Source organism: Aliagarivorans taiwanensis DSM 22990, from assembly GCF_000429505.1.
GTDB lineage: Bacteria > Pseudomonadota > Gammaproteobacteria > Enterobacterales > Celerinatantimonadaceae > Aliagarivorans > Aliagarivorans taiwanensis.
Genome location: NZ_AUBZ01000054.1, coordinates 1 through 14515, shown reverse-complemented (window position 1 = coordinate 14515; position 14515 = coordinate 1). Strand labels below are relative to the sequence as shown.

The 14515-nt window shown below is 53.3% G+C and carries 14 protein-coding genes and 2 rRNA genes; 9 read left to right on the top strand and 7 right to left on the bottom strand.

Going from position 1 to position 14515, the window contains the following annotated elements; all coding sequences use genetic code 11:
• Nucleotides 1–239, top strand: a 239-nt coding sequence (locus tag G462_RS24835; RefSeq protein WP_211234243.1) for a hypothetical protein, incomplete at its 5' end; no start/stop codon positions are given.
• A 176-nt stretch (nucleotides 240–415) separates the two neighbouring features.
• Complete coding sequence (locus tag G462_RS0119105; RefSeq protein ID WP_026960410.1) at nucleotides 416–1468, top strand: aldo/keto reductase; 1053 nt, start codon at nucleotides 416–418, stop codon at nucleotides 1466–1468.
• 80 nt (nucleotides 1469–1548) lie between these two features.
• Here G462_RS0119105 and G462_RS0119100 read toward each other — a convergent pair whose 3' ends face one another.
• Together G462_RS0119100 and amrS are read right to left on the bottom strand one after the other, a co-directional pair.
• The gene (locus tag G462_RS0119100) at nucleotides 1549–3159 is read right to left on the bottom strand and encodes a cellulase family glycosylhydrolase (protein ID WP_035478384.1); all 1611 of its coding nucleotides are present in this window, start codon (nucleotides 3157–3159) and stop codon (nucleotides 1549–1551) included.
• A 268-nt stretch (nucleotides 3160–3427) separates the two neighbouring features.
• Nucleotides 3428–4489 (bottom strand): AmmeMemoRadiSam system radical SAM enzyme, encoded by a 1062-nt coding sequence (gene amrS, locus G462_RS0119095; RefSeq protein ID WP_026960408.1) that lies wholly within the window; start codon nucleotides 4487–4489, stop codon nucleotides 3428–3430.
• Between the two features lie 95 nt (nucleotides 4490–4584).
• Between amrS and amrB the strand changes: the two genes are divergently transcribed.
• Both amrB and amrA read left to right on the top strand, forming a co-directional pair.
• Entirely contained in the window at nucleotides 4585–5304 is a 720-nt protein-coding gene (gene amrB, locus G462_RS0119090; protein ID WP_169720196.1) for an AmmeMemoRadiSam system protein B, read from the top strand.
• The gene (amrA, locus tag G462_RS23425) at nucleotides 5258–5839 is read left to right on the top strand and encodes an AmmeMemoRadiSam system protein A (protein WP_051326870.1); all 582 of its coding nucleotides are present in this window, start codon (nucleotides 5258–5260) and stop codon (nucleotides 5837–5839) included. The genes amrB and amrA overlap by 47 nt, the downstream gene beginning before the upstream one ends.
• 77 nt (nucleotides 5840–5916) lie before the next feature.
• Here amrA and G462_RS0119080 read toward each other — a convergent pair whose 3' ends face one another.
• Complete coding sequence (locus G462_RS0119080) at nucleotides 5917–7152, bottom strand: BamA/TamA family outer membrane protein (RefSeq protein ID WP_157378684.1); 1236 nt, start codon at nucleotides 7150–7152, stop codon at nucleotides 5917–5919.
• A gap of 230 nt (nucleotides 7153–7382) precedes the next feature.
• Here G462_RS0119080 and G462_RS23420 point away from each other — a divergent pair, with 230 nt between their 5' ends.
• A complete protein-coding gene (locus tag G462_RS23420) occupies nucleotides 7383–7934 on the top strand; it encodes a C-GCAxxG-C-C family protein (RefSeq protein ID WP_051326869.1) in 552 nt (183 codons plus the stop codon).
• 4 nt (nucleotides 7935–7938) lie between these two features.
• Here G462_RS23420 and G462_RS24595 read toward each other — a convergent pair whose 3' ends face one another.
• Nucleotides 7939–8439 (bottom strand): hypothetical protein, encoded by a 501-nt coding sequence (locus G462_RS24595; protein ID WP_026960405.1) that lies wholly within the window; start codon nucleotides 8437–8439, stop codon nucleotides 7939–7941.
• Nucleotides 8440–8557: 118 nt separating this feature from the next.
• Here G462_RS24595 and G462_RS0119065 point away from each other — a divergent pair, with 118 nt between their 5' ends.
• Nucleotides 8558–9172 carry a MarC family protein gene (locus tag G462_RS0119065; protein ID WP_026960404.1) on the top strand — a complete coding sequence of 205 codons (615 nt, stop codon included), beginning with the start codon at nucleotides 8558–8560 and terminating at the stop codon, nucleotides 9170–9172.
• 74 nt (nucleotides 9173–9246) lie between these two features.
• Nucleotides 9247–10089 carry a DUF2971 domain-containing protein gene (locus tag G462_RS0119060; RefSeq protein WP_026960403.1) on the top strand — a complete coding sequence of 281 codons (843 nt, stop codon included), beginning with the start codon at nucleotides 9247–9249 and terminating at the stop codon, nucleotides 10087–10089.
• Here G462_RS0119060 and G462_RS0119055 read toward each other — a convergent pair.
• On the bottom strand, nucleotides 10080–10961 hold the full coding sequence (locus G462_RS0119055) for a GGDEF domain-containing protein (protein ID WP_026960402.1): 882 nt from the start codon (nucleotides 10959–10961) through the stop codon (nucleotides 10080–10082). The genes G462_RS0119060 and G462_RS0119055 overlap by 10 nt on opposite strands.
• A gap of 314 nt (nucleotides 10962–11275) precedes the next feature.
• Here G462_RS0119055 and G462_RS0119050 point away from each other — a divergent pair, with 314 nt between their 5' ends.
• Nucleotides 11276–12940 (top strand): AMP-binding protein, encoded by a 1665-nt coding sequence (locus G462_RS0119050; RefSeq protein ID WP_026960401.1) that lies wholly within the window; start codon nucleotides 11276–11278, stop codon nucleotides 12938–12940.
• A 190-nt stretch (nucleotides 12941–13130) separates the two neighbouring features.
• Nucleotides 13131–13886, top strand: coding sequence for a hypothetical protein (locus tag G462_RS0119045; RefSeq protein WP_026960400.1), 756 nt, complete (start codon nucleotides 13131–13133; stop codon nucleotides 13884–13886).
• 277 nt (nucleotides 13887–14163) lie between these two features.
• On the opposite strand, the gene rrf is transcribed toward G462_RS0119045, so the two are convergent.
• Together rrf and G462_RS0119035 are read right to left on the bottom strand one after the other, a co-directional pair.
• A 5S ribosomal RNA gene (rrf, locus tag G462_RS0119040) occupies nucleotides 14164–14279 on the bottom strand.
• Nucleotides 14280–14384: 105 nt separating this feature from the next.
• A 23S ribosomal RNA gene (locus tag G462_RS0119035) occupies nucleotides 14385–14515 on the bottom strand; the annotation flags it as partial.

Genomic DNA, 14515 nt, shown 5'->3' with positions numbered 1-14515 from the left:
GGCGAAGGTTAACTGGTGAGTCATGGATGCACGTCCTTGTTGATATCCTTATGCCTATGATCTCACATCAGGGACTTAATCGCACCTTCCCTAGCACGGGTGTATCACTGAGCAACCTCAAGCAGTATATACAGCAAAAGGCAAGTGCAGGGGTATGCGACTCAACGCAAAAAGGAATGGCGCTGCAGCATTTCTTTCAACATTGGTCAGCCAGTATCGCACAATTGGTAAATGTATAAATTGCGTTAGTTATCAAAAAAGACCTGAAAATCCGTTGAATGATAATGGGGGGGGGCAAGACCCCAACCTATATTCCTAGTCGACTGTTGAGGATAACGTCGGATAGCTAAGCGCTGGAGTCCCATCCCAATTCACGTTATCTTCGTGGCTTGTCGCACCAATAAATGGAATTCACATGCAATATTCAAAGCTTGGTAGCAGTGAACTTAGCGTCTCTCGTGTGTGCCTGGGCTCGATGACCTGGGGTAAGCAGAACAATCAGCAAGATGCCGATCAGCAGATTGACTACGCCCTCTCTGAAGGCGTGAACTTTATCGATACCGCGGAGATGTACGCAGTACCACCGAGCGCCGAGACCTACGGTAAAACCGAGGAGATCATCGGTAACTACTTAGCGGCCAACCCTGAGCGTCGTAAAGACATAGTCCTTGCCACCAAAATCGCTGGCGCAGGCCTGCCATGGGTTCGCGATGCAGGACCAATTACCGGCGAAGCGGTTATAGCCTCGGTAGATGCCTCGCTTAAGCGCCTGCAAACCGATTACATCGACCTGTATCAACTGCACTGGCCAAACCGCACCACCCCGCACTTTGGCAAACATCATCCTGGGCACTTCCGCCTGAGCGACAGCGATGCCGCCCAGCAAACCGAGGGAATGCTGGATATCCTGCAAGGGCTTCAGGAGTGTGTGAAAGCCGGTAAGATCCGCTTCTGCGGTTTGTCGGACGACACCCCGTGGGGCATCGAGCAGTATCTGCGCTTAAGCGAACAGCACTCGCTGCCGCGCATGGTTTCCATCCAGAACGAGTTCAGCCTGCTGCATGCCAAAGACTGGCCCTACCTTATCGAAACCTGTATTCATCAAGACGTGGCCTACCTGCCGTGGTCGCCACTGGCTGGCGGCGTGCTCAGCGGTAAATACTTAGGTGGCGCTCGCCCAGAGGGCAGCCGTTGGAGCATTGCCCAGCGCAATGGCCTGTTCCGCGACACCCCAGAGGTGGAAGCCGCAGTACGCGAGTACCAGAACATTGCCCAGCAGCATGGCATGACAGCCGCGCAGTTGGCCCTGGCTTGGTGTGACAAGGTCGACGGTGTGTGCTCTACCATTATTGGTGCCACATCGATGAGTCAACTCAAAGAAGATATGGACGCCTTTAAGCTCGAGCTAAACGTAGATGCCCAAGAGGCCATTGCTGCAGTATTTAAGCGCTATCCGGCGCCGTTTTAGACGTAAAACAGAATAAGGCGGCTTAGCCGCCTTACTATTTCGAGTTACTGGGCAAACTACTCGGCGAATGACTCAGCGAATTATTCGCAGAGTTCACCAGAGAGCTGTACTTGCTCTCCCTTGCCCACACCGGTGAACCCAAACTCAACACTGCCGCCCACGGCGATAAGTTTGTTCCACTCCAGTGCACTGGCTTGGTTAGTCTCCCCCAGTGTTGCATTGGCATTCCACAGGCTGCTTACCGCGCTGCCATCGAGATAGGTCCAAGCGACACTCCAGCCTTCAATGGCCGCATCTCCTGTGTTACTAATGCTGATGGCAGCTTCAAACCCGCCTTGCCAGCTGTTCTTCACGGTGTACTGACAGGCACCTTGAGGGGCGGGTGTAGTGCCTCCACCGTTATCGCCGCCGTTGTCACCACCGCTGCCATTATCGCCGCCTCCGTTGTCTCCGTTGTCTCCGCCGTTTCCGTTGTCGCCACCATCGCCGCCGTCGCCACCATTTCCGCCATCGCCAATAACGCCACCCGAACCCTCAGGTACCGACTGGCACAGCGTCAGGCCGACACAGTTTGCGCCGTTCTCTTGGCCATGCCCGCCATCTTCGTACAAGCAAATGGGGATCACCGTGCCGTAGTAATCGCAGTACTGGTACTCGGGCAGCTCTTGCCCGTCGTAGACAGAGGCTAAGATGGAGGTCTCTTTAATCCCATTAGGGCCGTCAAACAGGCGCTCTCCCCAAGGCGTGAGCTGCTCTGGGTCGAAGTTGACCGTCATATCCAGATCAAAGGTGCCCGGCGCAGTATTCCCCGACCAAGACCATCCGAGGTAGCCTATCTGATACTCCTCGGCGACAGCTAAAATGGCATCTTCGTCCACCTCTTCGCCCTGATGGTTCGGACCGAACTCCCCAACGATCAGCGGCAGGTTATGGGTATTTAGAAAGCGCGAAACATAGCCCTCGATCTTCTCGCGATTGGGATAGACCTGATACATATGCACACTGAACATGATGTTGCTCAGACTATCGGCTGCGGCGATATCAGAGGCATGCTCGAGCATGATCTCCTGCCAATCTTGCCCCCAGTTGGCGGCATCGACCATTAAGGTGTGGGTAAAGCCTGCATCGCGCAGGGTTTGAATCGCCAGTTGATGTTCTTCAACATAGGTGGAAGCAGGAACATTGTTGCCAAACGGCTCGTTAGCGATATTGATAATCACATAGTCTTCCTCGCCCTTGAGCACATCAGCCAACTCTAGCCAGTACTGGGCGGTTACCTGCATATCGCCAGCCTCGGGCTTCTCGCCGGAGCCAGTCACATCATGCACCTCCAGCAGACATACCAAACGATTGAGCTTACACATCTGCACAACCTTGGCCACATCCTCGGCCTCGTTCTTGGCAAACTGCTGGCCGTCACTTAGCACCACCCGAACAGTGTTCGCCCCCAGCTCAGCGATATCGCGAAACGCCCCTTGCCGGTAGTTATACCAAGCGTGGGCGTGGTTTACCCCGCGCATCACCACCGCGTGACCATTGGCATCTAATAGCTGGGTACCTGATGTGGTAAAACCTGCATCGACCGTTGTGGCGAGCATTAAGCCACAGATGCCGGCGGCCAATCGGCTGTGGGCAAAACGCGAAATTAACGTCGAGGGGGAGGATAAAGGTAGTTGGATGTTGCTCTTCATAGCTGCTCCTTAGCAATAGTCATCAGCGGTTCCAGTTGCCTTCAGGTGCCGTGTAAGTCTATTTATTCGCGCATGGGCAAATAGAATCCGACGGGGTGTTGATGTAACAGGTGTTGATCAGAAAATAGAGCGCTCCCAAATGAGCGCACTTTGTATACTAGAGGCGCTTTTGTGGCGGCGAGATTGGAGACGGTGATTTCATGGGCGTTTCAACGGGAGCTGTGAGCACCAGTACTTTATTGAGCAATGAATCATTACCATAGGTGAGCTAGATCTTCAGTGGCAGCCGCTTGCGCCCCCAGCTACCGGGAGAGCGGTCAAAATGCCCAGCAAGTGGGGTTCCACAGTGCTCACAGCAGCCCCGGTTTACATGCCATTTGCCAAGCTGATACCAATCACGTTCAATCAACAGCTCGCCGCAGTGGTGGCAGTAGGTGGAGCAGGCCGATGGGTGGTGAACGTTACCCACATAAACATGCTGTAACCCTTCGGCTTTGGCGATATCACGGGCGCGGAGCAAGGTGGCTGCGGGGGTAGCTGGCGTTGTATCCATCTTAAAATCCGGGTGGAAGGCGCTAAAGTGCAGAGGAACATCAGCGCCTAGCTGGGCGACCAACCACTGGCACATCGCATGCAGCTCTTGATCGCTGTCGTTCTCCCCAGGGATCAGCAAGGTAGTAATCTCCAGCCAACAGTTGCTCTCGTGGTAGAGGTACTTAAGGGTATCGAGCACCGGGGCAAGCTCGCCGGCACACAGTCGACGGTAGAAGCGGTAGCTAAAGGCTTTCAGATCGACATTCACCGCATCGATATCCTCAAAAAACGCAGCGCGCGCTTGGTCGCTGATATAACCCGCGGTGACTGCCACCGTGTTGATGCGCCGCTCATGGCATGCTTGTGCTACATCGCGCGCGTACTCATAGAAGATAACCGGATCGTTATAGGTAAACGCCACGCTGCGACAATCATAGCGCTGTGCCGTTGCGGCAATCGCCTCAGGACTGGCCTCACTGGCTAAGGTGTCCAGCTGCCGGGATTTACTGATACTCCAGTTCTGGCAGAACTTGCAGCTAAGGTTGCAGCCGGCTGTGCCAAACGACAGCACCGGTGTGCCCGGATAAAAATGATTGAGCGGTTTTTTCTCTATGGGGTCAACGCAAAACCCGCTGCTGCGCCCATAACTCACCAGCTTGATCTCGCCCTCTAGCGCCTGCCTGACAAAGCAGGCACCGCGCTTGCCCTCGCGCAACTGGCAAAAGCGCGGACACAGTTCACAGAGCACTCGTCCGTCATCCATCTTCTGCCAAAAGCGTCCGCTGACTATCGCCATCTGCCTACCAGTACTCAGTTTTTACTCTATTATCTTAGTAGGGAAGTCACTGGGAGTAGCCCTTTATGCGAGTAAGACCCGCAGCTGTAGCCGGAATGTTTTACCCAGCAGACAAGGCACAACTGCTCCAACAACTCAAACATGATCTCGACCTCAGCGCGCAGCCAATACCTTCGCTACGGGCGGTTATTCTCCCCCATGCCGGCCATATCTATTGCGCGCGCATCGCAGCCCATGCACTGCGCCATATCCGCAAAGAGGTCTCTAAGATTTTGCTGGTCGGCCCGGCCCATCGCACGCCCTTTCGCGGCTTAGCCCTATCCAGCGCTGATTTTTTTACCACGCCACTGGGGCGCATTCCGTTGGTTAAGCTGCGCAGTGACCGTAGCGTCTCAATTAACGATAGAGCCCACGCCGCCGAACACTGTCTGGAAGTGATTTGCCCCTATCTGCAAAGTCACTTAGACCAGTTTGAGCTGCTGCCGGTGCTGGTCGGCCAAGACGGCACTGCGCCGCTGCAAGAGCTGCTAAGCAGTGTCGATAAACGTTTTTTGGTGGTGATCAGCAGCGATATGAGCCACTTCCTCAATCAGCAACAGGCGGAGCAAAAAGACTCCCAGTCGATAAAGCAAATTCTCGCTCTTCGTTCTGAACTCAGCGGTGACCAGGCCTGTGGTTACCAAGGCATCAACGCCTGTATTGACTGGGCCAAGCCGCTGCAACTTACCCCCGAACTTCGGGCCTATGACACATCAGCTAAGGTGAATAATGATCAATCTCGAGTCGTCGGATACAGCGCCTTTACATTTCATTGAACTCGACCAAGAGCTGGCTATTTTAAGCTTGGTGCGCAGCGCCATCGCCCAGCACTGGCAGCCTTCACTCCCTCTGCCAGAGGTCGACCTTGGCAGCGCCCATCGCGGCTGCTTTATTACCCTGCACCTAGATGGCCAACTGCGTGGCTGCATTGGCTGCATCGAACCCGAGCAAGCCCTACCCGAACAGCTGGTGAAGTTTGCCAAGTCGGCGGCATTCAAAGACCCTCGCTTTGCTCCACTCACCGAGAGTGAACTGCCCAAGGTGAACATTCGCGTGTCGCTGCTAAGCGAGCTGCATCCGGTCGAAGCCAGCTCGAAACAAAGCTTGCTAAATCAACTTAGGCCCAACATCGATGGCGTTCTGATAAAAGAAGGCCGCCATCGCTCGACCTTTTTGCCCAGCGTATGGCGTACCCTTCCGGAGAAGGAGGCGTTTATTTCTGCCTTGCTGAAGAAAGGCGGTTGGCAGGGGCCACAATGGCCCCACAACATGCAAGCCTGGCGCTACCAGACCCATAGTTTTGAGGAGTAGTTTTGAGGAGTAGCTTCGCAGCGCATTGTGAGGAAGCCCAGAAGCGCTTTGTGAAGAAGTGAGCTTAAGCGTTAGGATTAGAAGGCTTGGGTGACCACCACCCACAGCTCGCTGCCTTCGTCGCTGTAGGCCATATCGATACGTGCCACCACCTGCTCGATAAACACTCGCATACCGAAGCCGGCTGACCAGTTCATATCGCTGTGCAGCTCGGCAAGGTCGAGCTCATCGTGCACCCGGCCCACTTCGCCGAATACCGCAAACTGCCACCAAGGAATGTTATAGAGCTTGATAAGTGGGATACCACCTTGCGGCTGCCAGTTAGGAATCATCCGCAGCTCGGCGCCATAGAACACCGCACTACGGTCATGGAAGCGGGTGCCCGAGTAGCCACGTAAGCGTCGCCAGGTTCCCACTGAGCTTTGCTCATACCAAGGCGCGTTAGCCTCAGGGTTATCTTTGTCCCAGGTAGGAATATCAGACAGGTAGCCGGTCATCGCCAGCACGTTTTGCTTGCTGCCAAAGCCGGGCCCCAGATTCAGATAGTGGCTGTACTGCCCTTCCACTTTGGTAAAGCCATTGCGATGTGAGCCGCCAAAGTCGCGGGTCACATCCAAGGTAAAGCGCTGGCCACGACTCGGGGAGGGCTGAAAGTCACGGCTATCATAGTCAAGCCCCAGCTTAAGCCCCTGGCTGCGCGTATCGCGATAGGGCTCAGCCGCATTCTCCACCTCACGGGATTTGTAAAAGGGCGAGATCACCATGCTCACTAGCGGTGGTGGGGCAACATCGCCACTGCCATAACCGGGCAAGCCGTCTTGCATCTCCACTGGCGCAGGCTGATAGTCATCGGCACCTCGCCCCCAAGGGAAGACATAGCGAAAGCCGATGCGGTAATCATGCTGGGTATGTTTACCTTCAACAAAGTTGTTCTTGTCTGAGTTGTGGCTGCCACTGGGCGAGTCAAAGCCATCGGCCCCTTCGACATATACCGAGTCTTCGCGGTACAGACCGTGCAGCAGTTCACTCTCAACATACCAGCGAGAGGTATTCGGAATACGATAGTTATAGACACCTAAATAGGTAAGGTGCGAATTATTATCGGACAACAGACCCACCCCAAGGATCTGCCCCTGTGACTGCCCATACCCCTGAGCCGACACCGCCAGACCGCCGGCAAGCCCCATGCTTGAAGATGACATTACAAACGGGGCAACCGCAAAGCGAGACTGATCCGCATCGCCCTCTTCGGCATGCAAAGACAGTGAAGAGACACCCAGTAATACAGAAAAAATGTTTAAGACTAGCCGCATAACGCCCTCAGCTCACAAGTGCGGCAAGCCTATCACAAAGCGCCAGCCCCCTCATCGAAAAATGCTGACATAGCCATCTACTAGGTCAGTGGATTCACAATCAACGGTTGATGCGAGAAATACGTAATAACATCTTTGTAAATCAGCAATTTATGCACAGATTCAGACCAGCACCTAGGTATACACTGAACCTTGGTTCCGTTAACCAGGCCAACACTCGGAGCATGACCATGTCACAGCCAGATCACTCCATCGACCAAGCGCGAAGACGCGCCCTGAAATTGTTCACCGCCAGCGCAGGATTACTGCTCACCACAACCCCCCTTGCCTTTAGCGGCGATGGCTGTAGCGCTCACTGCCCCAAGTTCGCACGCGATCGCTTCCTCAAACATATGAACTGCTCCAAGGCCATTATGGAAAGCTATGCGCCAGCGTTAGGGATTGAGCCGCTACAGGCACGCGCCTTGGGGAACTTGTTTGCAGGCGGAATGGGGCGCGCTCAAACCTGCGGCGCGGTCACCGCTGCGCTAATGGTACTCGGTCTGAGGTATGGCAGCAGACAAACCAGCGATAGCCAAGCGGACAGACGCGCTGAGGGCATGCGAGAAGCCTTCTATCAAGGCTTTATCGCGACCCATGGCAGCCTTGATTGCTCTGAGCTGTTGGGCGTCGATATCACCACTGACTCAGGCTTGGCAGCGGCTATCGAGCAGCGCATGTTCGTTACTCGCTGCCCTGATTTCGTTGAGAGCGCAGCCAGCCAACTGGAACAGTTGATCTGAGCGCTTACAATTGCGGGGCAACCACCACAAAACGGTGAGAGCCCTCGATAGGCGCATACCATACCGCGCCATCAACGTAGTAGGTCACACCGTTTACCAACACCGTGGCGGTGGACTCCGGCAGCACTTCAACCAAGGTACCCTCTGGCAGGCCTGAGCCAGTAGCAGGGGCTGCTGGCGTGTTCACCACCACTGTATTAGGCGCTGTTACCGGGGACTGCTGCACATAGACATAGGTATTCCCCTGCGCCCGATAGTAGTGATTGTTCACAATGGCGTAGGTAACACCGGAGATCACCGCAAAGGTTGCCACCGACGGTAGATGATGGCGATGGTAACTGCGTCGCCAATGCGGCCCATATATCGGTTTCGCGGGTCGGTACTTCGGGGTAACCACCACCACTTTCTTGCCGGGTCTACGTTTTGGGTGCGCCTCGACTGGGGCGGGGATTGCGACCAGTGCAATCAATAGTGACGAAACCACGGTCTTGGCAATAGTCGACATCGTTGCGACCTCAAATAGCTTAAGTTGAGGCGATTTTACCCCTGAGATATTCAAGTAACGTTTGGCTTATGTAAAACTGGGTAAACCCACTCCCGGTTAACAACACAAGGATGAACCAGTGACCGGACTAGAGCACGCTATTAGCGTATTTATGGCCTTCTTCGCGATTATGAACCCTATCGCCAATACCGCCGCCTTTGCCGGTGTGACCAGTGAGCTCGAGCCAGCGCAAAAGCGCACTGTTGCAGTTCGCTCCTTGCTCATCACCTTTGTGATCGTCACGCTGTTTGCCTTGCTGGGTAAGAGTATCTTTCATCTGTTCGGTATCACCCTACCCGCGCTGCGTATTACCGGTGGGATCCTGGTGTTTGTGATTGGCTATCACATGCTGCACGGCTCGGGCTCGAAACTGCACAAGGGTGAACAGGCGGAACAAGGCGATATCGCAGTCTCCCCTCTTGCCGTGCCGCTGTTAGCAGGCCCGGGTACTATTGCTACCGCCATGAACTACTCAGCATCAGGCGGCTGGAACGATACAACTACCACCATTGCAGCCTTTGCGGTGCTGTGCGTGCTCACCCTGCTGTGCTTCTTGCTTAGCGCGCGCATTATCCGCGTGCTGGGTGAGAACATGTTGTCGATAATCACTCGCCTGATGGGCTTGATCCTTGCGGTGATCGGCACGCAGATGCTTATCGGCGGTTTGCAGGGCGCATTCACAGTATTGAACTAGCTACTTCGCGCTGCAATCTTGCTGCAGTGTTTCGCCGTTAAACTTGGGGAAACTCGCTAGCTGTTGTGTACGGCATGGACACCCTATATCACTACTGCTCTACCGAGATATTCAGGGCGATTGTCGCCCATAAGAAGATCCGCCTGTCGTCACTTCGCCAGTCCAACGACAGCGCCGAGGGGCGAGTGGCCGAAACCGCGCTACGCAGCGCAGTGAAAGAACGGGCCATCAACCCCGATGCTAATCAGGTGCTAAAGGATGCACTGCGGCGTTCGCGCTATGACAACACCACCTTTACCTTGGGCTTTTGCCTGTCGGAAAACGGCGACCAGCTCAGTCAGTGGCGTGGCTATGCCGACGATGGGCATGGCGTATCCATCGGCTTCTCCCGCGGCTATCTCGACAAGCTGGTCGAGAATATCTGGCAACAGAATCTTCATGCCGATCAGGAAAACGCACTGGAGGTAGTGCTCACCCAGGTGATCTATCAAGAGACAGAGCAAGTGGCAAAGCTGCAGGCACTCGCAGAGCGCTATCTCAGTCAGTTTAGCGAGGGGATGTTCTGTGAGTACCAAGAGGGCCATCAGGGCCAGCGCAAGCAGCTATTTCGATTACTCAGTGAACTAAGAGACAACGACTACACCTTCAAGCGCTGCGGCTTTCAGGATGAGCGTGAATGGCGGCTGTTGTGCAGGGCATCCTTCGATAACCGTAGCCACCTTGAGTTTACTCATACTCGCCACGAGCTAAAGCCCTATATCGATCTGGATATCAGTCAGGGGCTTGATGGTGAGTCACCGATCGTCGATGTGGTACTAGGGCCGAAGCACACCACACCGAGATCGTTTGTAAAACGCTTTATCAGCCGAGAGTTTAAGGATGTGAAGGTCAGCGCTTCAGGCTTGACCTATCGTTGACTCGGGAAACAGTTGCCCCAGCTACACACCACCTGATCGCGCCCTTGATGTTTCGCTTGATAGAGCGCCCTATCTGCTCGCTCAAAGATAGCGTCAAAGCTATCACCACTGAGATAGTTGGTCACACCGATGGAGCCGGTGCAACACACTCTCTGCTCCTGCTGCACACAGGCATTTCTGATGGTTTTTTGCAGTAACGTTAGTCGCTCTTTCAGCTCAACCTCGGAATCTGCGCTCAGAATAATCGCAAACTCCTCCCCGCCTATCCGCACGAGCTGATGGCGATTGTTAAACAAATCTGAGAGCGCTCGGGCAACCTGCTTAAGAAGGTTATCACCTACCACATGCCCCCATGTATCATTCACCAACTTGAAGTAGTCCAAATCGATAAGGGCTAGGTAGTGGCGCCCCTGCAAATAAGGCTTATGATGGTTCTCAAACTGATTGAGCAGATAACGGCGATTTCTCACCCCAGTAAGCTCATCACACAGCGCCATGCGGTGAAGATCCTCCTCACGCCTGATGCGATCGGTCACCACTGAGATATAGGTACACATAGCCTTTTGGCCCTGCCAATAAACCAACGCGTCGGTGATCTCCGCCAGTTGAGGATTCCCTTGCATATCCGTGTGTTCAATCACCTCAGGCTGGCTAGAGTGTTCGCTATCCATCACCTGCTGATAACGACGATCCGCTTCAGGCCAATGCTCCTCAACAAAAAGCTGCTTTAGGCTGGTTAAGCCCAATACCTCCGAGACTGAGTCTAAACCGCTAAACTCAGCAAACGCCTGGTTTGCATACAGCGGTTTGAAGTTGATATGGATAACACATGGGTTGGGATGTAGATCAATAATCGATTTGTAGTCTGCCAAGAGTCCAGCTCTCCCTGCTACACCGGGATAAACCCTAGCGTAGTTGCTTAATAGTTAGTCTTATTTATGATTATATTTAGATAGAAAAGCGCACAGTTAACAGTATTGACTGCTGTTATTCAAGTGTTCATAGGTGGTAATTCGCACAACTATTAACTTTCGTCCATTTTCTCACCGCTGGATCCGCCCTAGTCGGTATTAACTGCCTCGCTAGGCCTCGTTGCAGTCACAAAATAGAGCTTTTGCACTAATATTTATTGGCGAGTTCGCTAGATTGTTTACTCCCTTTGGTGAAAAGCAAAAAGAACGCGTTTATGCAATCAACTGATGCCCCTTGGTTCGCCAGCTACCCTGAGGATGTTCCCCACACCATCGACACCTCACGCTACGCCAATCTACTAGAACTGCTCGAGAGCAGTTGCGACAAGTTTGCGGATAACACCGCCTTCGTGAACATGGGCCATGAGCTGACTTACCGCGAAGTCGAGCAGCAAAGTCGGGCCTTTTCCGCCTACCTACAGCAGCAACTAGGCATGAAGCAAGGCGAGCGTATCGCCATCATGATGCCCAACCTATTGCAGTACCCTATCGCTTTGTTCGGCGCGCTACGAGCAGGCTTAGTGGTGGTGAATGTGAATCCGCTCTATACCCCGCGTGAGCTGCAACACCAGCTGCGTGATTCAGGCGCAACGGCCATCGTAGCTGTCAGCAATTTTGGCAATAACCTGCAGCAAGTCATCACCACCACCTCACTAAAGCACGTGATCCTCACCCACATCGGCGACTCACTGGCACCACACCGTCGCACCTTGGTGAACTTTGTGGTGAAGTACGTAAAACGCATGGTGCCCAAGTACAGCTTGCCCGGTGCCATCTCGATGCGTCGCGCACTTACCGAAGGCAAACGCCTAAGCTACACCCGCCCACAGGTTGTCAGCGATGACCTCGCCTATCTGCAATACACGGGCGGCACCACCGGTGTAGCGAAAGGCGCCATGCTCACCCACCGCAATATCATCGCCAACGTGCTGCAGGTGTTTGCCCACTTTGGCCCCAGAACCGCCAAGGCCCAAGAGCGCGCCGTCACCCCACTACCGCTTTACCATATCTTCGCCAACTCAGTGAGCTTGATGATGATGATGTCGATGGGTGCTTCGAATTTGCTAATCACCAATCCTCGCGATCTCGACAGCTTCGTCAAAGAGCTTAAGCGCTACCCCTTCACCATGATGTACAGCTTGAATACCCTGTTTAATGCGCTGCTACGCCATGAGGGGTTCCGTTCATTGGACTTTAGCCAATGTCAGTTCACCATCGCCGGCGGTATGGCCACCCAAACCGAGATAGCCAATGAATGGCAAGCACTGACCAATATGCCAGTAATCGAAGGCTACGGCCTAACCGAATGCTCACCAGTAGTTGCCGGCGGGATCCATACCCAAACATCGTTTATCCCCTATGTAGGCGTACCGCTCCCCTCTACCGAAATGCGCGTAGTGGGCAGTGAAGGACAAACCCTACCGATAGGCGAAATCGGCGAGATCCAAATTAAAGGCCCGCAGGTGATGCGCGGCTATTGGAACAACGAACTAGAGACCCAAGCGGTACTCAGCGACGACGGCTGGCTCTCCAGCGGCGACATCGGCCGCATGGACGAACATGGCTATTTCTACCTAGTCGACCGCAAAAAGGACATGATTCTGGTGTCTGGGTTTAACGTCTACCCCAGCGAAATCGAAGACGTAGCAACTCTACATCCTAAGATCATCGAAGCTGCAGCCGTGGCGGTTGCCGATAAAGTAGCGGGTGAGCGAGTAAAACTGTTTGTAGTGACTCAAGGAGAAGTGAGTGAGGATGAACTTAAAAAGCACTGCAAGAAGCACCTTACTGGCTATAAAGTGCCAAGCTACTTCGAATTTAGAGATGAGCTACCAAAATCTGCAGTTGGAAAGATCCTCCGTAAAGAGCTGAGAGATTAGCCGCTTGCGGCACTCGCGCTCGTCTAACTAATTTTTGTAACAAGCCGGACTTTTCCCCTGCACTAGTCCGGCTCTTCCCCGCCCTTGAATAAACTCCACAAACTGAAAATAGAATAGTCACTAATTACTGTTAAGCAGTGTTATCGTTAGAGCAGTGGCCAACTAACTTACACAGCATTCAGGGAATGATATGCCTCAAGACTTCAGTAAAGAAACCACTCGAGCGTCGACGAAACCAACAATTAACCCCAGTAGCGATGGCGCAGACACTCTCACAAATGACAAGCCTAAGGAGTGGCGCTATACAGTGACTGCAGAGTTGATGCGCGCCCAGCAAACGCCACTATATGAGAAATTAGACAAACTCGGTCAGCAAGCGCCGATAGTAAGCAGTGCCAAAATGAGCGAAGAAGACACCATCGATTGGATTAGAAACACTCAAGCTGAACTAAATGACGCAACCAAACCATTTAGCAGTCAGATCGAAAGCCTCAATACCATCTTGACCAAGCAACACGGTTCGCCAGAACCACTAGAGATAGAACGCGCAGTCACCCAAATAAGCAATCAACTGGAAAAGTGTGTAGTACTCAAGGAAAGTCTGAGTTGTTTAAACCTGCCAGAAGAGTGCGAACGCTTTAAGGAAGAGGCTCATACCTACCTGGCAATCCAGTTGCTTCGACTGAGAGTTCTCCCTGAAAAATTAGACAAGATCGCCGCAGAGCTCAGACATAGTGACACCAATGAAGGCAGTGTAACCACCGGACTAGAAAGCATGGAGATCCCCTTCGAATGGCAAAGTACACTGTCTGAACAAGCTAAAAGTGCTGTTCTTGCATTAAATAGAAACCATCTAGACAGAGAAAGCCAAAAAGTAAGACGCAAAGTGTTTAGGGCTTTCATAGCAATCATTGTGATACTCAGCATCATCTGGCTGATTCGCTAAAAGCCGCCCTGCGGGCTGCGAACTGTCAGCTTCCTACTCGTAAATGCAAAAAATCCCTGCCTATTCGCAAAGCAGACTCGCCTCTATTCAGTCGCCGCGAAGCCTTTCACATGGGGGAGGAGCAGGGGTTTCGAGAAGCAACGCTTCGAGCCTGCGGAGCGCGGGCAGCTGTGCTGCTCGCTGGATGGCCCACCCTGTGGGCTGATGTGAACGTCTGTCACTGGCAGGGGCCCAATACGAAAAAACCCAGCCGAGAGGCTGGGTTTTCGAATTGGGAGCCTGGCAGTGACCTACTTTCACATGGGGAAGCCCCACACTATCATCGGCGCAGTTGCGTTTCACTTCTGAGTTCGGCATGGAGTCAGGTGGTTCCACAACGCTATTGCCACCAGGCAAAAAACGGTGTCTTTAGCAATTCGGATAAGGATAAGATTTTAAATCTGGAGTTCAAACAAGCATTTCTTGTTTAGGTGAACAACAACACCCCTTAGGTGTTGTATGGTTAAGCCTCACGGGTAATTAGTACAGGTTAGCTCAACGCCTCACAACGCTTACACACCCTGCCTATCAACGTCGTAGTCTTCGACGGCCCTTCAGAGACCTTAAAGGTCTAGTGAGAATTCATCTCG

Excerpts from the sequence above, each read along its gene's own strand:
- G462_RS0119105 (WP_026960410.1), top strand. The coding sequence starts at position 416 with ATGCAATATTCAAAGCTTGGTAGCAGTGAACTTAGCGTCTCTCGTGTG.
- G462_RS0119100 (WP_035478384.1), bottom strand. The coding sequence starts at position 3,159 with ATGAAGAGCAACATCCAACTACCTTTATCCTCCCCCTCGACGTTAATT.
- amrS (WP_026960408.1), bottom strand. The coding sequence starts at position 4,489 with ATGGCGATAGTCAGCGGACGCTTTTGGCAGAAGATGGATGACGGACGA.
- amrB (WP_169720196.1), top strand. The coding sequence starts at position 4,585 with ATGTTTTACCCAGCAGACAAGGCACAACTGCTCCAACAACTCAAACAT.
- amrA (WP_051326870.1), top strand. The coding sequence starts at position 5,258 with ATGATCAATCTCGAGTCGTCGGATACAGCGCCTTTACATTTCATTGAA.
- G462_RS0119080 (WP_157378684.1), bottom strand. The coding sequence starts at position 7,152 with ATGCGGCTAGTCTTAAACATTTTTTCTGTATTACTGGGTGTCTCTTCA.
- G462_RS23420 (WP_051326869.1), top strand. The coding sequence starts at position 7,383 with ATGTCACAGCCAGATCACTCCATCGACCAAGCGCGAAGACGCGCCCTG.
- G462_RS24595 (WP_026960405.1), bottom strand. The coding sequence starts at position 8,439 with ATGTCGACTATTGCCAAGACCGTGGTTTCGTCACTATTGATTGCACTG.
- G462_RS0119060 (WP_026960403.1), top strand. The coding sequence starts at position 9,247 with ATGGACACCCTATATCACTACTGCTCTACCGAGATATTCAGGGCGATT.
- G462_RS0119050 (WP_026960401.1), top strand. The coding sequence starts at position 11,276 with ATGCAATCAACTGATGCCCCTTGGTTCGCCAGCTACCCTGAGGATGTT.
- G462_RS0119045 (WP_026960400.1), top strand. The coding sequence starts at position 13,131 with ATGCCTCAAGACTTCAGTAAAGAAACCACTCGAGCGTCGACGAAACCA.